18 protein-coding genes are annotated in these 17,307 nt (G+C 73.8%); 10 read left to right on the top strand and 8 right to left on the bottom strand.

The window, feature by feature from the left end; genetic code table 11:
- Nucleotides 1-46: 46 nt before the first annotated feature.
- From ACFOY6_RS16845 to mtgA, 3 genes are all read left to right on the top strand, one after another.
- A complete protein-coding gene (locus ACFOY6_RS16845; RefSeq protein WP_379651707.1) occupies nucleotides 47-1,033 on the top strand; it encodes a YihY/virulence factor BrkB family protein in 987 nt (328 codons plus the stop codon).
- Nucleotides 1,034-1,103: 70 nt separating this feature from the next.
- On the top strand, nucleotides 1,104-1,733 hold the full coding sequence (locus ACFOY6_RS16850) for a thermonuclease family protein (RefSeq protein ID WP_181378236.1): 630 nt from the start codon (nucleotides 1,104-1,106) through the stop codon (nucleotides 1,731-1,733).
- A gap of 5 nt (nucleotides 1,734-1,738) precedes the next feature.
- Entirely contained in the window at nucleotides 1,739-2,425 is a 687-nt protein-coding gene (gene mtgA / locus ACFOY6_RS16855) for a monofunctional biosynthetic peptidoglycan transglycosylase (RefSeq protein ID WP_379651708.1), read from the top strand.
- 34 nt (nucleotides 2,426-2,459) lie between these two features.
- Here mtgA and ACFOY6_RS16860 read toward each other — a convergent pair whose 3' ends face one another.
- The 3 genes from ACFOY6_RS16860 to tsaE all read right to left on the bottom strand — a co-directional run bounded on the left by ACFOY6_RS16860 (nucleotide 2,460) and on the right by tsaE (nucleotide 4,811).
- Nucleotides 2,460-3,185 carry a nucleotidyltransferase family protein gene (locus tag ACFOY6_RS16860; RefSeq protein ID WP_379651709.1) on the bottom strand — a complete coding sequence of 242 codons (726 nt, stop codon included), beginning with the start codon at nucleotides 3,183-3,185 and terminating at the stop codon, nucleotides 2,460-2,462.
- A complete protein-coding gene (locus ACFOY6_RS16865; protein ID WP_379651710.1) occupies nucleotides 3,182-4,252 on the bottom strand; it encodes an aminoglycoside phosphotransferase family protein in 1,071 nt (356 codons plus the stop codon). Before ACFOY6_RS16865 ends, ACFOY6_RS16860 begins: the two co-directional genes overlap by 4 nt.
- 100 nt (nucleotides 4,253-4,352) lie before the next feature.
- Nucleotides 4,353-4,811 (bottom strand): tRNA (adenosine(37)-N6)-threonylcarbamoyltransferase complex ATPase subunit type 1 TsaE, encoded by a 459-nt coding sequence (tsaE, locus tag ACFOY6_RS16870; RefSeq protein WP_379631262.1) that lies wholly within the window; start codon nucleotides 4,809-4,811, stop codon nucleotides 4,353-4,355.
- 171 nt (nucleotides 4,812-4,982) lie between these two features.
- Between tsaE and ACFOY6_RS16875 the strand changes: the two genes are divergently transcribed.
- From ACFOY6_RS16875 to ACFOY6_RS16900, 6 genes are all read left to right on the top strand, one after another.
- A complete protein-coding gene (locus ACFOY6_RS16875; protein WP_109518463.1) occupies nucleotides 4,983-6,029 on the top strand; it encodes an NAD(P)/FAD-dependent oxidoreductase in 1,047 nt (348 codons plus the stop codon).
- A gap of 50 nt (nucleotides 6,030-6,079) precedes the next feature.
- Nucleotides 6,080-6,478 (top strand): VOC family protein, encoded by a 399-nt coding sequence (locus tag ACFOY6_RS16880; RefSeq protein WP_379651711.1) that lies wholly within the window; start codon nucleotides 6,080-6,082, stop codon nucleotides 6,476-6,478.
- Between the two features lie 84 nt (nucleotides 6,479-6,562).
- Nucleotides 6,563-7,222: a glutathione S-transferase gene (locus tag ACFOY6_RS16885; RefSeq protein ID WP_379651712.1), complete on the top strand. Its 660-nt coding sequence runs from the start codon at nucleotides 6,563-6,565 to the stop codon at nucleotides 7,220-7,222.
- Complete coding sequence (locus tag ACFOY6_RS16890; protein ID WP_379651713.1) at nucleotides 7,219-8,091, top strand: VOC family protein; 873 nt, start codon at nucleotides 7,219-7,221, stop codon at nucleotides 8,089-8,091. Before ACFOY6_RS16885 ends, ACFOY6_RS16890 begins: the two co-directional genes overlap by 4 nt.
- Nucleotides 8,088-8,849: an FkbM family methyltransferase gene (locus ACFOY6_RS16895; RefSeq protein ID WP_379651714.1), complete on the top strand. Its 762-nt coding sequence runs from the start codon at nucleotides 8,088-8,090 to the stop codon at nucleotides 8,847-8,849. The genes ACFOY6_RS16890 and ACFOY6_RS16895 overlap by 4 nt, the downstream gene beginning before the upstream one ends.
- A 106-nt stretch (nucleotides 8,850-8,955) precedes the next feature.
- Nucleotides 8,956-10,014, top strand: coding sequence for a glycosyltransferase family 4 protein (locus ACFOY6_RS16900; RefSeq protein ID WP_109518458.1), 1,059 nt, complete (start codon nucleotides 8,956-8,958; stop codon nucleotides 10,012-10,014).
- Here ACFOY6_RS16900 and ACFOY6_RS16905 read toward each other — a convergent pair.
- The 3 genes from ACFOY6_RS16905 to ACFOY6_RS16915 all read right to left on the bottom strand — a co-directional run bounded on the left by ACFOY6_RS16905 (nucleotide 9,995) and on the right by ACFOY6_RS16915 (nucleotide 13,760).
- Nucleotides 9,995-10,618 (bottom strand): YjbF family lipoprotein, encoded by a 624-nt coding sequence (locus tag ACFOY6_RS16905; protein ID WP_379631254.1) that lies wholly within the window; start codon nucleotides 10,616-10,618, stop codon nucleotides 9,995-9,997. The two genes, ACFOY6_RS16900 and ACFOY6_RS16905, sit on opposite strands and share 20 nt — an antisense overlap.
- A gap of 107 nt (nucleotides 10,619-10,725) precedes the next feature.
- A complete protein-coding gene (locus ACFOY6_RS16910) occupies nucleotides 10,726-12,735 on the bottom strand; it encodes a TRAP transporter permease (protein WP_379651715.1) in 2,010 nt (669 codons plus the stop codon).
- Nucleotides 12,736-12,776: 41 nt separating this feature from the next.
- A complete protein-coding gene (locus ACFOY6_RS16915) occupies nucleotides 12,777-13,760 on the bottom strand; it encodes a TAXI family TRAP transporter solute-binding subunit (RefSeq protein WP_379631248.1) in 984 nt (327 codons plus the stop codon).
- 177 nt (nucleotides 13,761-13,937) lie between these two features.
- On the opposite strand from ACFOY6_RS16915, the gene ACFOY6_RS16920 reads away from it, so the two are divergent.
- Nucleotides 13,938-14,636, top strand: coding sequence for a CBS domain-containing protein (locus ACFOY6_RS16920; protein WP_379631246.1), 699 nt, complete (start codon nucleotides 13,938-13,940; stop codon nucleotides 14,634-14,636).
- Between the two features lie 75 nt (nucleotides 14,637-14,711).
- On the opposite strand, the gene ACFOY6_RS16925 is transcribed toward ACFOY6_RS16920, so the two are convergent.
- Both ACFOY6_RS16925 and ACFOY6_RS16930 read right to left on the bottom strand, forming a co-directional pair.
- Nucleotides 14,712-14,990 (bottom strand): hypothetical protein, encoded by a 279-nt coding sequence (locus tag ACFOY6_RS16925; RefSeq protein ID WP_109518454.1) that lies wholly within the window; start codon nucleotides 14,988-14,990, stop codon nucleotides 14,712-14,714.
- Nucleotides 14,991-15,183: 193 nt separating this feature from the next.
- The coding region (locus ACFOY6_RS16930) for a mechanosensitive ion channel domain-containing protein (RefSeq protein ID WP_379651716.1) at nucleotides 15,184-17,307 on the bottom strand (2,124 nt) is incomplete at its 5' end.

Here is a 17,307-nt window from a genome sequence, read left to right on the forward strand (position 1 = left end):
TGGCCGGAGCCGTTCCTTGGCCAGTGGGTTCCAGGGGAGGGGCGGGATGATGCGCAAGGCCTGGTGGCTGGCGCGGCAGAGCGTGCTGGGATTCATCGAGGACGAGGCACTGAGCCGTGGCGCGGCCATTGCCTTCTACACCGTCACCTCGCTGGCGCCGGTGCTGCTCATCGCCATTGCCATCGCCGGCCTCGCCTTTGGCGAGGATGCGGCGCGCGGCGCCATCGTCGCGCAGCTGCAGGGGCTGATGGGGCCGGGCGGCGCGGAGATGGTGCAGAGCATCATCCTCAGCGCCTCCAATCCCACCTCCGGCATGCTGGCCAGCGTGTTCGGCGTGCTGACGCTGTTCATCACCGCCAGCGGCGTGTTCGGCGAGATCCAGGCCAGCCTCAACATGATCTGGCGCGCCGAGCTGAAGGGCGACACCGTCTCCCGCCTGCTGCGGGCGCGCGCGGCGAGCCTCGGGCTGGTGGCGACGCTGGGCTTCCTGCTGATGGTCTCGCTGGTGGTCAGCGCCGCGCTGACGGCGCTGGGCAGCCTGCTGGACCAGAGCCTGCCGGCGGTGGCGGTGCTGGTGCGGCTGGCCAACGCCGTCATCTCCTTCGCGCTGATCTGCGCGCTGTTCGCCGCCATCTACAAGTTCCTGCCCGACCGCCGGCTGGAATGGCGCGACGTGCTGGTGGGCGCCGTCGTCACCACCCTGCTGTTCAACGTCGGCAAGACGCTGATCGGTCTCTACCTCGGCAGCAGCGCCATCGGCTCCACCTATGGCGCGGCCGGCTCGGCGGTGATCGTGCTGCTGTGGATCTACTATTCGGCGCAGATCTTCCTGCTTGGGGCGGAGTTCACCAAGGCCTACGCCATCCGCCGCGACGCCGAGGCCTGGCACGCGCGCGGCCGCCCGCCCACCGCGCCGGAGGCCGCCGCGGCGGCAGAGGTGGCCGCCGAGCGGGCGGAGAAGGGCGAGGCGTCGGCGGAGGAGCCCTGCGAGATTCCCGAGCGTCCGCCCATCAACCTGCCGCCCGTCGCCTGAACCCCTTTTCATCCGGCGGCCGGCCCGATAGGGCATGCGGCATGACCACGCTTCCGCTGGATGCCGGCCGATGAGTCGCCAACGCCGCACCGCGGCCCCCTGGGTGGCGCTCGCCGCCGCCATCGCCGGCCTGCTCGGCGCCTCGCAGATCACCGAGGCGGACTGGATGCGCCTCGGCCGCGCGCTGTGGCGCGTCGTCACCACGCAGGAGGAGGAGGCGCCGCGCCGCCGCGCACCGCGCGGCGAGGCGGAGCTGCCCACCGCACCCTTTTCCGGCCAGGCCCGGGTGCTCGATGGCGACACGCTCGACATCGCCGGCATCCGCGTCCGCATGCAGGGGATCGACGCGCTGGAGGGCGACCAGCAATGCAACCGCCCCGGCGGCCGCTACGCCTGCGGCCGCGCGGCGCGTGACCAGCTGGCGGCGTTGATCGACGGGCGCGACATCACCTGCACGCCGGATGGCAGCTCGACCTATGGCCGCAGCGTGGCCGTCTGCACCGTGTCGCAGGGCGGGCGGGAGATCGACCTGAACGCCGCCATGGTGCGCTCCGGCTATGCCTTCGACTGCACGCGCTACTCCAAGGGCCGCTACGCGGAGGAGGAGGCGGCGGCCAAGGCGGAGAAGGCCGGCGCCTGGGCCGGGCGCTTCACCTATCCCTGGTCGCACCGCGACCGGGCCGGCGCCTGCGGGCGCTGAGCGGCATGCGCGGCGCCGGGCGCGGAGGATGGCGCCGCTGGCTGCTCCGCGCGGCGCTGCTGCTGCTGCTCGGCCCGCCGCTGCTGATCCTGCTGTTCCGCTTCGTGCCGCCGCCGGCGACGCCGCTGATGCTGATCCGCGCCGTGCAGGGCCACGGCCTGGCGAAGGACTGGGTGGATTACGGGCGGATCGACCGCGCCCTGCCGCGCGCCGTCATCGCCGCCGAGGACAACCTGTTCTGCGAGCAGATGCTGGGCTTCGATTTCGACGCGCTGCGCGGCCAGGTGGCGGCGGCGCTGGAGGGGGAGCGGCCGCGCGGCGCCAGCACCATCACCATGCAGGTGGCGAAGAACCTGTTCCTCTGGCCGGGGCGCGACCCCTTGCGCAAGGTGCTGGAGGCCTGGCTGACGCCGCAGGTGGCGCTGCTCTGGCCGAAGCGGCGGGTGCTGGAGGTGTATCTCAACATCGTCGAGTTCGGCCCCGGCGTGTATGGCGCCGAGGCCGCGGCGCGCGCCTTCTTCAACCGCCCCGCCGCCGATCTCACGGCGCAGCAGGCGGCGCAGCTGGCGGTGGTGCTGCCCGCGCCGCTGCAATGGTCGGCGGCGGCGCCCACGCCCTACCTGCGCGAGCGGGCCGCCACGGTGCGCCGCCGCATGGGGCAGCTCGGCCCGCTGCTGGCCTGCGCGGAGTAGCCGCCCGGGCGGGGAAGCCGCGCCGGGCCGGCGCTCAGAACAGCACCCGCTGCAACCCCGTCGCCAGCGCCGTCTCCGCCTTGCGCAGGTCGATCGGGCGGGAGAGGTGGAACCACGCCCCGTCATGCACCAGCCCGAACAGCCGTCCCGCCTCGATGGCGCGCTTCCACAGCAGCATGGTGCCGAACGGCCCCTCCGGCGCGCCCTCCAGCAGGCGCGGATGCACGATCTGCACCCCCGCATAGACATAGGGCGAGATCTCGCGCTCCTTCGGCAGCCGCACCCGGCCGAGCGGGTCGAGCAGGAAGTCGCCGCGGCCCACCTCGCCCTCCACCGTGGCGGCGCGCACCAGCAGCAGCAGCGCGTCCATCTCCCCGGCGCGGAAGGTGGCGGCCAGGCGCTCGATGGTGGGCGTCGGGCCGTCCAGCCAGAAGGCGTCGCCATTCACCGCCAGGAAGGGCGCGCCGCCCAGATGCGGCAGGGCGTCGCGCATGCCGCCGCCGGTCTCCTGGATCGGCTCCTCGCGCAGCACGCGCGGCGGGTTGGGCCGGGCGGCGCAGACCGCCTCCACCTGCTCGGGGAACCAGTGGGCATTGACCACCACCGTGCCGATGCCGGCGGCGTCGATGCGGTCCAGCGCGTGGTCGAGCAGGGTGCGGCCGGCCAGCTTCAGCAGCGGCTTCGGCGTCGCCTCGGTCAGCGGCCGCATGCGGGTGCCGAGGCCGGCCGCCAGCACCATGGCGGAGTTCAGGGTGATCACGCGGCGGGGTCCTTGGTGGGGCTGGCGGGCGTTGCGTCCGGGTTGCGCCGGAGCGCGGGCGGCACGTGCCGGTCGAGGAAGCGGGCGAGGGGGGCGGTGGCGGGGTGGCGCAGCGCGCGCGCCAGCAGCGCCCAGCAGCGCGGCCCGTGCGCCAGGTAGCGCGGCTTGCCGTCGCGCCGGTCGAGCCGCACCCAGAGGGCGGCCACCCGCAGGTGGCGCTGCGCCGCCATCGCCGCCAGGGCGGCGTGGAAATCCGCCGCCTCCAGCTCCGGCCGCAGCGCCAGGTAGCGGGCCAGCGTGGCCTCCCGCACCGCCGGCGCCACGTCCCGCCGGGCGTCCTCGACGAGGCTGACGAGGTCGTAGGCCGGGTGGCCGAGCGCCGCGTCCTGGAAATCGAGGATGCCGGTGCGGCGCGGGCCGTCGCGGTCTTCCAGGCGCATCAGGTTGGCGGGGAAGTAGTCGCGGTGCACCAGGCAGCCGGCGCCGGCGAAAGGGGCCAGCATGGCGCGCAGCGCGGCGGCGAACTCGGCGCGCACCGCACCGGCGGGCGCCGCGCCGAAGGTGGCGGGCCACCACCAGTCGAGGAAGGTGGCGGCGGCGGTGGCGGCCATCCGCTCCGTCTCCCAAAGCGGCAGGCCGGGCGGCGGCGGGGCGGCGTGCAGGGCGGCCAGCGCCTCGGCCGCCTCGGCGTAGAGGGGCAGCGGGTCGGCGCCGCGGTCGAGCAGGGCGGCGTGGGTGTCCTCGCCCAGGTCCTCCACCAGCAGCAGGCCATGCGCCGTGTCCTCGGCCAGCACCGCGGGCGCGGAGAGGCCGATGCCGCCGATGTGCCGCGCCAGCCGCAGGAAGGGCAGCAGATCCTCCTCCGGCGTCAGCCCGACGCGCGGGGCGTCGGCACAGTCCATCAGCAGGGCGGGGCGCGGCCCGCCGCGCAGGCGGGTGTAGCGGCGGTGGCCGGCATCCTGCGGCAGCGCCAGGCGTTCGGCCTGCGCGTAGCCCTGGGCGGCGAGGAAGGAATCCACGGGGGTCATGTCGGGGCAGGTGGTGACGCAGCCGGCGCCGCTTGCCAAGCGCCGATTGCGCCCGTCTCGGTTGCGGCACGGCCGGAGGAGGTGGCCAGAGGCGGCGGTGGCCAGGGGCGGTGCGGCGCCGTGCCCATGCCCCGCCCGCTCAGCCGGCCAGCCCGGCCAGCCGCGCGCCCCAGCCAAAGAGCCGCGCCGCGCGCGCATCGCCCCCTTCCAGCGGAGCGAGGGCGATGCGCAGCGCGTCCTCCGGCATCAGCCAGCCCAGCCGGTCCGGCCATTCCACCAGCACGATGCCCTCGCGCGCCTCCTCCCATCCCAGCTCCTCCAGCTCCTCGGGGCCGGAGAGGCGGTAGAGGTCGTAGTGATGCGCCGGGCCGTGCGGCAGTTCGTAGCCCTGCACCAGGGTGAAGCTGGGGGAGGGCACCTCCAGCGCCGGGTCGCCCGCCGCGGCGCGCAGGAAGGCGCGGCAGAAGGCCGACTTGCCGGCGCCGAGCGGCCCTTCCAGCAGCAGCGCGTCGCCCGGCCGGGCCAGGGCGGCGGCGCGGGCGGCGAGCGCCTCGGTGGCGGCGAGGTCGGGCAGGCGGAGGGTCAGTGTCTCGGGCATGGTCTCGGGTGTTCCGGCAGGCAATGTGCCCGCGCCGGGGTGCGCCGCACAACAGGGCCGTGCACGCGGGATGCATCCTTTGCCCCCCCCCCGCCCTTTGCCTTCCTGCCCTTTGCCCCCTGGCGGCAAAGCCTCTATGCCTGCCCGCCCCCTCTGCGGAGATCACGCCCCATGGCCGACGCCACGCCCCATGATGCCGCCCCCCATGTCGCGGTGGAGACCGATGTCGCCATCATCGGCGCCGGCCCGACCGGGCTGTTCGCGGTGTTCGAATGCGGCATGCTGCGGATGAAATGCGTGGTGATCGACACGCTGGAGGCGATCGGCGGGCAATGCGCCGCGCTCTACCCGGAGAAGCCGATCTACGACATCCCGGCCCACCCGGCCATCTCGGGCGGCGCGCTGATCGAGCGGCTGCAGGAGCAGGCGGCGCCCTTCTCCCCCATCCACCTTCTGGGCCGCCGGGTGGAGGCGCTGACCCCGCAGGAGGGCGGCTTCGCGCTGCGCACCAGCAAGGGCGAGGTGGTGCGCGCCCGCGCGGTGATCATCGCCGCCGGCGCCGGCGCCTTCGGCCCCAACCGCCCGCCGCTGAACGACCTGGCCGCCTACGAGGCCAGCGGTGCCGTGCGCTACATGGTGGCCCGGCGCGAGGAGCTGCGCGGCAAGCGCGTGGTCATCGCCGGCGGCGGCGATTCGGCGGTGGACTGGGCGCTGAGCCTCAAGGACATCGCCGCCCGCGTGACCGTGGTGCACCGCCGCCCCAAGTTCCGCGCCGCGCCGGAGAGCGTGGCGCAGATGGAGGCCGCCGCCGCGCGCGGCGAGATCGACCTCGCCATCCCCTACCAGCTGCACGGGCTGCGCGGCGCGGGCGGCGAGCTGTCCGAGGTGGTGCTGGCCACGCTGAAGGGCGAGGAGCGCGCGGTGCCGGCGGACCACCTGCTGGCCTTCTTCGGCCTCTCCATGGAGCTCGGCCCGATCGCCGAGTGGGGCCTCGGGCTGGAGCGCAGCCACATCACCGTCAACCCGGCGACGCTGGAGACCAGCACCCCGGGCATCCACGCCATCGGCGACATCGCCACCTATCCGGGCAAGCTGAAGCTGATCCTGCAGGGCTTCTCCGAGGCGGCGATGGCGGCGCATGCCATCCATCCGCGGATCTTCCCCGGCGAGGCGCTGCATTTCGAGTACAGCACCTCGAAGGGCGTGCCCGCCGAGTAGGGGCCGGGCGCGCCGCGGGGCCAGGAATGCACGGACAGGGAGACCGGCCGATGTTGGACTACGCCACGCTGGGGACGAGCGACCTCGCCCGCGCCCTGCGCTTCTACGATGCGCTGCTGGCCCCGCTCGGCCATGCCCGGCGCTGGACGGGGGAGGACGGCGCCTCCTGGGCCGTGCCAGGGGACCCCGCCGCGCCCTTCCTCTATGTCGGCAAGCCCTTCGATGGCGGCCCGGCCACGCGGGGCAACGGCGCCATGCTGGCCTTCCGCGCGCCCAGCACGGCGCTGGTGCGGGAGCTGCACCGCCTGGCGCTGGCGCTGGGCGGCACGGATGAGGGCGCGCCCGGGCTGCGCCCCCGCTATGCGCCCGATTTCTACGGGGCCTATGCGCGGGACCCGGACGGCAACAAGCTCGCCTTCGTCTGCCGCGGCCCCGCCGCCCTGGCTTGAGCCCGCGGACGCGGGGGCGGCTTCACCGCGCCCCCGCCCCGGCCTAGGCTGCGTCCGGTTTCCAGAGAACAAGGGGCGCGGTTCATGGCGGAAGGCCGTCTCGTCATCGGCACCAAGATGTATTCCTCCTGGTCGCTGCGCGGCTGGCTGGCCGTGCGGCTGGCCGCGCTCGACGTGACGGAGGTGGTGATCCCGCTCGCCGGCGGCGCCACCGAGGCGGTGAAGCAGGCCACTCCCGCCGGGATGGTGCCCTATCTGGAGCATCGCGGCTGCCGGGTGTGGGAAAGCCTGGCCATCGTCGAGTACTGCGCCGAGCTGGTGCCCGGCCTCTGGCCGGCCGACCGCGCGGCGCGCGCCCAGGCCCGCAGCATCGCCGCCGAGATGCATGCCGGCTTCCGCGGCCTGCGCATGGCCATGCCGATGAGCATCCTCAACCGCTTCCCCGGCCAGGGCCGGACACCCGAGGCGCTGGCCGACATCGCCCGCATCGAGGCGATCTGGCGCGAGGCGCTGCTCGATTCGGGCGGGCCCTTCCTGTTCGGCGAGAAGTTCGGCGCGGTGGACGCGATGTTCGCCCCCGTCGCCTGCCGCTTCCTCACCTGGGAGCCGGAGCTTTCCGAGACCAGCCGCGCCTATGTGCAGGCCGTGCGTGCCCACCCCCTGATGCGCCGCTGGTACGACGAGGCCGCCGCCGAGCCCGCGGCCTGGCGACTGCCGAAATACGAGCAGGCGCCTTCCGCATGAGCGGCGCCCCTTCTGGTGCCCCCTCCGGCGCCGCGACGCTCGACCACATCGGCGTCTGCACGCGCGACGGCCCGGGGCTCTGGGCGGCCTATGAGGCGCTGGGCTTCCACCTCACCCCTGTCGCGCGGCAATCCGGCCGCCGCCATCCGGGCGATCCGGTGGAGCCCTTCGCCACCGGCAACCGCTGCGCCATGCTGCGCCAGGGCTATCTGGAGCTGCTGGCCATCCTGGAGCCAGAGCGGTTCGACAACCGCATCGGCGCGTTCCTGGCCCGCTACACCGGGATGCACATCGTCGCCTTCGGCATCGGGGACGCGGAGGCCGAGCTGGAGCGCCTGCGCCGCGCGGGGCTCGACATCCCCGGCGTGGCGCATCTGGAGCGGCCGGTGGACGACCCCGAGGGGCCGCGCGCCCGCTTCGCCCGCCTGCCGCTGCCGGACGCGCCGGAAGGCCGGCTGCAACTGATCCAGCACCTGACGCCGGAGCTGCTCTGGCAGCCGCGCTGGCTGGAACACCCCAACCGCGCCGTGGCGCTGGAGGCCGCCATCCTGGTGGCGGAGGTGCCGGCGGTGAGTGCCGCCGCCCTCTCGCGCCTCACCGGCCACCCGCTGGAGCCGGACCCGGCCGGCGGCTATGCCCTGCCGCTGCCGCAGGGGCGGCTGCGCATCCTGCCGCCCGAGGCGCTGGGGCAGGTGCTGCCAGGGGTGAAGGCCCCGGCGCTGCCCTTCCTGGCCGGCTGCGTGCTGCGCACCGATGACGGCAACGCCGCCATCCGCCGCATCGCCGGCGACGCGCTGCGCCCGGTTCCGGGCGGGCTGATGGTGCCGCCGGACCTGGCCGGCGGCACCGCCTTGGTCTTCGCCGCATGAGCGCGCTGGCCCCCCGGGCGCGCGCCATCGGCCGCTCGCTGCGCACCTACTACGCCCCCGGCCGGGCGGCGGTGCTGGACGGCTTCCTCGGCCGCTTCCTGGGCGCGGGGGAGCTGGGCTTCGACATCGGCGCCCATGTGGGCGACCGCACGGCGAGCTTCCGCCGGCTCGGCGCCGCCGCCGTGGCGGTGGAGCCGCAGCCGGGGCTGGCCCGCCTGCTGCGCCGCCTGTTCGGGCGGGACGGGAAGGTGGCGCTGGTGCAATCCCTGGTGGGCAGCCAGCCGGGCAGCGGGCGGCTGCACCTGAACAGCGCCAACCCCACCGTGGCCACCGCCTCGGAAGCCTTCATCGCCGCCGCCGAGGGGGCGGAGGGCTGGCGGGGCCAGGTGTGGGACGGCGCCATCAGCCTGCCCGTCACCACGCTGGACGCGCTGATCGCGGCGCATGGCACGCCGCACTTCATCAAGATCGACGTGGAGGGCTACGAGGCCAGCGCGCTCGCTGGCCTCTCCGCGCCGGTGCGCAGCCTCTCCTTCGAGTTCACCACCCACCAGCGGCGCGTGGCGCTGGAGGCGCTGGAGGCGCTGGAAGGTCTGGGCGACTACCACTTCAACGCCTGCCTGGGCGAGGAGGCCGCCTTCGTGCTGCCCGGCCCGGTGCATGCCGGCACCCTGGCGCGCTGGCTGGAGGCGCTGCCCGATTCGGCCAATTCCGGCGACATCTACGCCACGCTGGACCCCGGCCGCCTGCGCGCCTGAAAACGGATCAAAAAAAAGAAGGGGTCCAGGGGAATTCTTTCCCCTGGCCTTGACCCAGCCTTCCACCGCCCGCACGAGGCCCCCCGCGACAGCCCGGGCACCCTGAATGACCCTCCACGCCTTCCTGCAACACCTCGCCTTCGGCGCCGGCCTCGCCGTCATCTCGGCGCTGCTGGTGCGGCTGATGATCGCGCGGCCGATCCTCGACCACCCGGACCACCGCAAGGCGCACAGCCGCCCCACGCCGAAGGGCGGCGGCGTCGGCATCGTCTGCGCCTTCGTGGTGGGGATGCTGGTGCTCTACCGCGTGGCCGACTTCGCCCGCATGGCCGATGACCGCTTCATCGGCGTCATCCTGGCGGCGGTGGCGATCGGGGTGGTGGCGCTGCTGGACGACATGCGGGATTTCCGCTTCGTCGTGAAGCTGGCGGCGCAGGGGCTGGCGGCGCTGGTGGCGGTGGCCAGCGGGCTGGTCATGACGCAGTTCGCCATCCCCTGGTACGGCGTGGTGGAGCTGGGGCCGCTCGGCACGCTGGCCACGCTGTTCTGGATCATCGCCTGCACCAACGCCCTCAACTTCATGGACGGGCTGGACGGGCTGGTGGGCGGCACGGTGCTGGTGGTCTGCGCCGGGCTCGGCCTGATCGGGGTGCTGCAGGGCGCCTGGTTCATCTACGCCGCCTGCCTGATCCTGGGCGCGGGGGTGCTGGGCTTCCTGCCCTTCAACCTGCACCCGGCGCGCATCTTCATGGGCGATGTCGGCAGCCAGTTCCTGGGCTTCATGCTGGCGGTGCTGGGGGTGGCGGCGGCGCGGCTGGACGTGGCGCAGCTCTCCTTCCTGCTGGTGCCGCTGCTGCTCTTCGCCGTGCTGTTCGACACCGGCTTCACCCTGCTGCGCCGTGCCTGGATGGGCGAGCGCGTCAGCGCCCCGCACCGCACCCACCTGTTCCAGATGGCGCAGCGCAGCGGGCTTTCCGTGCGCGCCGTCGCGGCGCTGCACTGGGGCTTCGCCGCCTTCCACGTGGCGCTGGCGCTGCTCTTCCTGCGGCTGGCGCCGGGCTTGAAGCCGCTCATCATCCTGCCGCCGCTGGCGGTGCAACTGCTGTGGCTGGCCTATGTGGTGGCGCGGGCGCGCCGCGCCGGCCTCAGCTGGAAGGCGGCGTGACCACTTCCAGCCGCAGCATGCCGGCCTCGCCCACCCATTGCTCGGAGCGCCAGATGCCGCCCGTGGCCGGGTCCGCCCAGTAGCGGTTGGTGAAGGCGGCGCCGCCGCCGCGGCACTGTTCGCTCACCAGCAGCACCGCCTCCCGCCGGGCGGCGCCCAGCCGGCAGGTGAGGGAGAGGCCGAAGCGCATGCCCTGCGGTGCCCGGTCCGCCCGCATCAGGTCCAGCTGCCGGCGCAGCGTGGCGGGGCGGGCGGCGAGTTCCAGCGGTTCCTCCAGCGGGTCCGCCCCGTCCAGGCGGCTGCCGGCGATCCATTCCCGCAGCCCGGCGGTGGCGGTGATGCGCGCCCCCTCGGTGGCCACCACCAGCCCGCCGGCGCTGCGCCACATCCGCCGCTCGCCATGCTGCTCGACCAGCACCGCCAGCGCCTGCCCCCCGGCCCATTGCAGCCGCAGCGCGGGCGTGCCGTCGGGCGGGGCGGGCAGGGTGGTGTCCGCCTCCGCCAGGGGCGGCAGGGGCTCGCGACCCAGCCCCAGGGCCTCGCCGACGAAGCCGGGCAGGGCACAGCCGGGCAGCAGCAGGAGAAGGCCGAGCAGGGCGCGCATGCCGATCGCCTCAACAATCACGGGAACGTGATAATGGTTGAGGCGCTCGGCCGCCAGGAAAAGCGGGACCCGGGGAGAGGAATTCCCCGGGCCCCTTCGGCGCCCGGCTACAGCACGGGGCGGGCGGGCACGCGGAACTGCGGCAGCAGCAGCGCGCCGGCGAGGCCGAGGCCCAGCCAGTGCGGCGCCGGCAGCAGCCCGTCCAGCAGCGCCGGGAACACCAGCAGCAGGCCCGCCGCGACGAAGCCCAGCCGCTCCGGCAGGCCGAGCGGCCGGCGCGCCTGGCCCTGGCAGCCGGCCGCCAGCGCGGCGAGGCCGAGCGCCGCCAGCACCACCTGCCAAGCCACGTCCGCCCATGTCATCTGCGGCGTGAGCGAGAGCAGCAGCCCCACCCCCTCCGGGTCGGTGACGAAGACGAAGGGCAGCACGAAGGCGGGCAGGGTGTATTTCCAGGCCTGCAGGGTGGTGCGGTAGGGGCCGGCGCCGGTGATGGCGGCGGCCGCGAAGGGCGAGAGCGCGGTGGGCGGCGAGACCTCGGACAGCACGGCGTAGTAGAAGACGAACATGTGCGCCGCGTAGTCCGGCACGCCGAGCTTCATCAGCGCCGGCGCCGCCACCACGGCCGAGATGATGTAGCTGGCCGTCACCGGCACCGCGAGGCCGACGACCCAGACGATCAGCGCCGTGTAGAGCGCCGTGACCACCAGGGAGCCGCCCGCCGCCTGGATGGCGATCTCGGAGAATTTCAGCCCCAGCCCGGTGAGGGTGATGCAGCCCACGATGATGCCGGCGCAGGCGCAGGTGGCGGCGATGCCCACCGCCTGGATGGCGCCCGAGGCCAGCGCCGTGACCAGCCGGCGCGGCACCATCGCCGTCTCCGCCCGCAGGAAGGAGAGCACCACCGCCACCCCCATGGCGTAGAGCACGGCCAGCGTCGCGCTGTAGCCCAGCGCCATGAACACCACGATGGCGACGAGGGACGAGAAGTGGAAGCCGTAGCGCCGCGCCAGCTCCCCGGCCGGCGTCACCGCCATGGCCTCCAGCGGCGGCACGGCGCCGAGGCGGCGCTGGTCCAGCTCCACCATGAAGAGGAGGGAGGCGTAGTAGAGCACGGTCGGGATCGCCGCCATGCGCAGCACGTCGAGATAGCCGAGCTTGAGGTATTCCGCGATCAGGAAGGCCGCCGCGCCCAGCACGGGGGGCGAGATGATGGCCCCGAGCCCGCCCGCCGCCAGCAGCCCGCCGGCATCGTCGGGGCGGTAGCCGACGCGCTTCATCATCGGCCAGGCCACGGTGCCGAGCGTCACGGTGGTGGCGACGCCCGAGCCCGAGGGGCCGCCCAGCAGGAAGGAAGAGAGCACCACCGTGCGCCCGGCGCTGGTCGGCTTGCCCCCCGTGAGCGCGAAGCTGAAATCGACGAAGAACTTGCCCGCCCCGCTGCCCTGCAGGATGGCGCCGTAGATGGTGAACAGGATGATCAGCGTGGCCGAGACATCCACCGCCGTGCCGAAGATGCCGTCCAGCGTGATGGTCAGGTGCGGGATCAGGCGGGTGGTGTCGTAGCCCCGGTGGGTCCAGGGCGCGGGCAGGTGGTTGCCCCAGAAGGCATAGAGCATGAAGGCGATGGCCACGGCGGGCATGATCCAGCCCGTGGTGCGGCGCGTGGCCTCCAGCACCAGCGCCACCAGCAGCCAGCCCACCACCAGGTCCATCGGCTCGGGGAAGACGTAGCGGTCCAGCAGGTCGTCGCCGCCGGCGATCAGGTACCAGGTGCAGAACAGGCCGAGGCCGATCAGCGCCAGGTCCCACAGCATCAGCCGGTCGCGGAAGCGGCGGGAGAGGGGGAACAGGAAGAAGCCGATGGCCAGCGCGAAGCCCACATGCACGAAGCGCAGCGTGGTGGTGGGCACGATGTCCCAGGCGGCCCAGAGGTGGAACAGGCTCATCGCCACGGCGAGGAGGGTGGCCGCGTGGCCGAGCAGCCCGCCGAAGCGGTTCTGCACGCCCTCCTCCTCCTCGATCAGCCGCTCCACCCGGGCGGCGGTGCCCTGGTCGAGCGACGCGGGGTCGATCTCCGGCGGCAGGTTGTGGAGCGGCGGGTTGCGCGGGGGCTGCATTCAGCCGCGGCCTCCGCCCGGCGCGGGAGGGAGGCGGGGCCTCATGCCAGCTTCGCGCCCTGCGCCGTCCAGAAGGCCTCGGCCGCCTTGTGCCAGGGGATGCCGGCGGCGGCGCTCTTCTGCGCGGCGAGCGCGAAGTTGCGGCCCTCGGCGTGCACCCGGCCCAGCTCCTCGCGCCCTTCCCAGGCGGCCTTGAGCAGGGCGGCGACCTGCGCCTCCGGCATGTCCTCGCGCACCGCCAGGATGTTGGCCACCGACATCTGCCGGTTGTCCGTGGCCTGCCCCGGATAGGTGCCGGCCGGGATCACCTCGGGGAAATAGACCGGCCCGTGCTTCTCGACGATGCGCGGCACGTACTGGTCGTGGTCGATCAGCACGAGCTGCACGCCGGGCGAGGCGCCAAGGTCGGTGATGGCGCTGGTCGGCACGCCGGAGACGAAGAAATAGGCGTCGAGCTTGCCGTCCTTCACCGCGTTGGTGCTCTCGGCGGGCGAGAGGCGCTCACGGGCGCGGAAATCCTTGTCGCGGTCCAGCCCGGCGGCCTCCAGCAGGCGGAAGGCCATCACCTCGGTGGCCGAGCCGGGGGCGCCGGTGGAGATGCGCTTGCCCTTCATCCCCTCCAGGCTGGTGATGCCGCTGGCCGCCGTGGTCACCACCTGCATGCGGTTGGTGTAGAGCACCGCGATGGCGCGCGCCGCCACGGGCCGGCCCTTGAAGCGCTCATTGCCGCGCACCGCGTCCACCGCGGCATCCACCTGGGTGAAGACGAGGTCGGCGCGGCCCGCGCCCAGCAATTGCAGGTTGGCCACCGAGCCGCCCGTCACCTCCACCGTGGCGGAGAGGCCGGGGATGGAGCGCGAGAGCAGGTTGGCCAGCCCGCCCCCCAGCGGATAGTAGACGCCGCCCGTGGTGCCGGTGGCGATGGAGAGCTGCTGGCTGCCCTGCGCCCGGGCGCGCCCGAGGGCGGCCATGCCGCCGGTGGCGGCCAGCCCGGCCAGGATGCTGCGGCGTGCGAGCCTCGGCATTGGAATCCTCCCTGATTTTGTTCTGTATCCGCACCCTATCCTGCCCGCGCGGCCCGGTGGAAGCTTCATCCAGGGCATCCGCCAGGTGGATGCCAAGGCCGCGCCGCGATTGATGCGCATCAAGGCGCGCCGGGCCGGCGGGGCGCATGGTGGGCGCATCGGATAGGAGCAGCCGCCATGACCGTGCTGAACGCCAAGGACCTGATGACCGAGAATGTGGTGACGGTGCCGCCGGAGACGCCGGTGCTGGCCATCGCCCGCCTGCTCTCTGAGCGCGGCATCTCCGCCGTGCCGGTGCTGGGCGCCGATGGCAAGCTGCTCGGCATCGTCACCGAGGCGGACCTGATCCGCCGCCTGACGGGCGGCGACGGCAAGCCGATGGGCCTGCTGCGCCAGCTCTTCACCGACATGGACCGGCTGGCCGACCGCTACGCCGCCAGCCACGGCGCCACCGCCGCCGACGTGATGACGCGCGACGTCGTCACCGTCGCCCCCACCACGCCGGTCTCCGAGATCGCGGCGATGATGGAGGAGAAGGGCATCCGCCGCGTGCTGGTGACGCATGAGAAGCGGCTGCTCGGCCTCGTCAGCCGCGCCGACCTGCTGCGCGCGCTGGTCGAGCCGCCGGCCGAGTCAGGCGAGTATTCCGACGAGCGGCTGCGCCGCGCCGTGCTGGCGGCGATGCGGCGCGAGCCCTGGGCGGACACCTTCTTCACCCTGGTCGACGTGAAGGACGGGGTGGTGGAGCTGCACGGCTTCAGCAACAGCGCGGCCGTGCTGCGCGGGCTCAAGGTGCTGGCCGCGCAGGTGCCCGGCGTGAAGGCGGTGGTGGACAACACCCAGCCCATGCCGGCCCAGCTCTTCGCCGCTGCCTGAAGGGGGCGGCCGAGGCGCGGGGCGCCGCCCGGCGGGCAGGCCGGGCGGCGCCCCTCTGCGTTCAGGCGGCCCGGCTCACGCCGCCAGGCGGATGTGGCGGCCCTCCATGGCCTCCACCCGCAGCACGCCGACGATCTGGCCCAGATTGCCGGCCACCAGGTGCAGCATCTCCACCGGCATGGCGTCGAGCGCGATCTCGGTGCGCAGCAGCTCGCCCTCGCGCTGCGAGCGGACGCGGTCGGGCGTCAGGTCGCGCTTGGCGAAGGGCTCCAGCACGCGGGAGAGCAGGCCGGGATAGGCCTCGGCGAGGACGGTGAAGCGGGCAGCCGTGAGGGCGCAGGGATGGTCGGACATGGGGAGAAGCTTCCGGATCATTCGGTGGGGACGTCGCGCGGGGTTGATCCCGGCCGCTGCCCCCCGCAGGGCGCTCAGGCGGCCGGGCCGCTAATGACGATCCCGATGTTCCGAATACGGCGCATGGCCGCACGATAGGCCCGCCCCGCGCCGCGAGGCAAGCCCGTTCCTGCGCCTCCCGCGCCCGCCTTCCTCACGGCTGCGGCGCCGCCACCGGCGGGAAGCCCGACGGGGGCGTGCCCTCGAACATCAGCTTCTGCCGCTGCGCCGGGATCTCGATGCCCAGCTCGTCGAAGCGCTGCTTGATGCGGCGGTTCATCTCGCGCATCACGTTCCAGCGCTGGATCGGCTCGGTCTTGATCCGCACGCGGATCACCGGCCCGTCCGGCGGCAGCCGGTCCACGCCCAGCACCTCCATCTCGTCGCGGATGACGAGGCCCCACTTGGCCTCCGCGCGCATCTCCTGGCAGAGCGCCTGCAGCAGCTCCACCACCTTGTCGGTGCTCTCGCGGTAGGCCACCTGCACGTCGAGCAGGGCGAAGGAGAAGTCCCGCGTCATGTTGGTGACGGCGGTGACGGTGCTGAACGGGATGATGTGCACGCTGCCATCGAGGTCGCGCAGCGTGATGGAGCGGATGGAGAGCTTCTCCACCACGCCGCCCTTGCCGCCGAGATTGACCACGTCGCCCACCGCCATGGCGTCCTCGAACAGCAGGAAGACGCCGGTGATGACGTCCTGCACCAGCTTCTGCGAGCCGAAGCCCAGCGCCAGGCCGATGACGCCGGCGCCGGCCAGCAGCGGCGCCACGTTCACGCCCAGCTCGGTGAGCAGGTTGAAGGCCACGAACAGCAGGATGACGACGAACAGCGTGGTGCGCAGCATCGGCACCAGGGTGCGTACGCGGGCGCTGCGGGCGGCCTCGGCATCGCGCGAGAGGCGGTCGAGGTGGCGCTGGATGGCGGCGTTCACCGCCTCCCACACCACCACCGCCACCACCGCGGTGAAGCCGACCGAGAGGGCCGAGCGCAGCACCCGGCTGCCCAGCTCGCCCGGCGCGAACCAGGCGAAGGAATCGATGCCCCACACCTCCAGCAGGGTGAGCACCGTCAGCACCGTCAGGAAGCCGGAGATGCCACCCTTCAGCAGCGGCACGTAGCGGTTGGCGCGCGCCTCCAGCGCCGGGTAGCGGCCGGCGAGGTCGGGAGCGATGCGGAAGCTGCCCGCCAGCGCCCGGCGCAGCAGCACGTCGAGCCCCTTGGCGAGCGAGAGCACCAGCACGGTGAGCAGGCTGGCGCGCAGCAGGCGGGTGAAGCCGTCGCGGATCTCGAGCGCCCAGACGCCCCAGAGCGCCAGCAGGTAGAGGATGGCGAGCACGTGCCACACCTCGGCCAGCCAGTCGCGGAAGCGGCGCAGCGCGGCGCGGGAGCGGTTCGGCACGTCGCCCGGCTTCAACGGGGGCGCGCGCAGCTTCTGCGCCACCGCCACCCGGTTCTGCAGCACGATGATGCCGAGGAACACCGAGGCGATCAGCAGCACCAGGCGCAGGATGGCGTCGTAGGCGCCCCAGGGCAGGCCGAACAGCAGCCCCGCCTCCGCCACCGCGCCGCCGGTGATCATCACCACCACGATGCGCCGCAGCCAGACCGTGACATAGGCGGCCGTGAGGTCGGCGCAGGGCAGCAGCCGCAGATGGGCGGAGGCGGGGGAGAACAGCATCCGGCTCAGCGCCATGATCAGCCGGGCGACGATGTAGGCGTTGTTGGCCGTCAGCAGCACGAGCTGGGTGGTGGGCAGCGGCTGCACCGCGCCGATCAGCCCGTAGGAGATGACGGCGAAGGCGGCGATCGGCAGCAGGTCCAGCAGCAGCCGCGCCAGCACCAGCGGCACCCGGCGCAGCCAGGTCCAGGCATTGCCGGCCTCGGGCGCCAGCGCGTCCAGCCGCTCGCGCGGGCGGTGCAGGGCACGGTGCGCCAGCCACTCCGCCAGCACGCCGAGGCCGAGCAGCAGCGCCAGCTTCCAGGAGGCATCGGCCACCCGCGCCTGGGTCACCGGGTCGCGCGCCAGGGAGGAGAACCAGCCGAGCAGCCCCGGCAGGTCGGTGACCGCCTCGGCCGTGCTGACGATCTGGCTGGAGAGCCATTCCAGCCGCTGCGAGGCGCCGATCAGCAACTGGCCGCCCAGCGTGTTGGGCGCCAGGAGCTGCTCCACCGCCTGGCCGGGGGCGGCGGCGGCGGGCTGCTCGGGGGCCGGGGAGGCCGGCGCGGCGGATGGCGCGGCCGGAGCTGTGGCCGGCGCGGCGGCCGGCGCGGCGGCCGG

This window comes from Teichococcus aestuarii, assembly GCF_042651065.1.
Lineage (GTDB): Bacteria > Pseudomonadota > Alphaproteobacteria > Acetobacterales > Acetobacteraceae > Pseudoroseomonas > Pseudoroseomonas aestuarii.

Coding starts and splice junctions, on each gene's coding strand:
- ACFOY6_RS16845 (WP_379651707.1), top strand. CDS start 47: ATGATGCGCAAGGCCTGGTGGCTGGCGCGGCAGAGCGTGCTGGGATTC.
- ACFOY6_RS16850 (WP_181378236.1), top strand. CDS start 1,104: ATGAGTCGCCAACGCCGCACCGCGGCCCCCTGGGTGGCGCTCGCCGCC.
- mtgA (WP_379651708.1), top strand. CDS start 1,739: ATGCGCGGCGCCGGGCGCGGAGGATGGCGCCGCTGGCTGCTCCGCGCG.
- tsaE (WP_379631262.1), bottom strand. CDS start 4,811: ATGCCCGAGACACTGACCCTCCGCCTGCCCGACCTCGCCGCCACCGAG.
- ACFOY6_RS16875 (WP_109518463.1), top strand. CDS start 4,983: ATGGCCGACGCCACGCCCCATGATGCCGCCCCCCATGTCGCGGTGGAG.
- ACFOY6_RS16880 (WP_379651711.1), top strand. CDS start 6,080: ATGTTGGACTACGCCACGCTGGGGACGAGCGACCTCGCCCGCGCCCTG.
- ACFOY6_RS16885 (WP_379651712.1), top strand. CDS start 6,563: ATGGCGGAAGGCCGTCTCGTCATCGGCACCAAGATGTATTCCTCCTGG.
- ACFOY6_RS16890 (WP_379651713.1), top strand. CDS start 7,219: ATGAGCGGCGCCCCTTCTGGTGCCCCCTCCGGCGCCGCGACGCTCGAC.
- ACFOY6_RS16895 (WP_379651714.1), top strand. CDS start 8,088: ATGAGCGCGCTGGCCCCCCGGGCGCGCGCCATCGGCCGCTCGCTGCGC.
- ACFOY6_RS16900 (WP_109518458.1), top strand. CDS start 8,956: ATGACCCTCCACGCCTTCCTGCAACACCTCGCCTTCGGCGCCGGCCTC.
- ACFOY6_RS16905 (WP_379631254.1), bottom strand. CDS start 10,618: ATGCGCGCCCTGCTCGGCCTTCTCCTGCTGCTGCCCGGCTGTGCCCTG.
- ACFOY6_RS16910 (WP_379651715.1), bottom strand. CDS start 12,735: ATGCAGCCCCCGCGCAACCCGCCGCTCCACAACCTGCCGCCGGAGATC.
- ACFOY6_RS16915 (WP_379631248.1), bottom strand. CDS start 13,760: ATGCCGAGGCTCGCACGCCGCAGCATCCTGGCCGGGCTGGCCGCCACC.
- ACFOY6_RS16920 (WP_379631246.1), top strand. CDS start 13,938: ATGACCGTGCTGAACGCCAAGGACCTGATGACCGAGAATGTGGTGACG.
- ACFOY6_RS16925 (WP_109518454.1), bottom strand. CDS start 14,990: ATGTCCGACCATCCCTGCGCCCTCACGGCTGCCCGCTTCACCGTCCTC.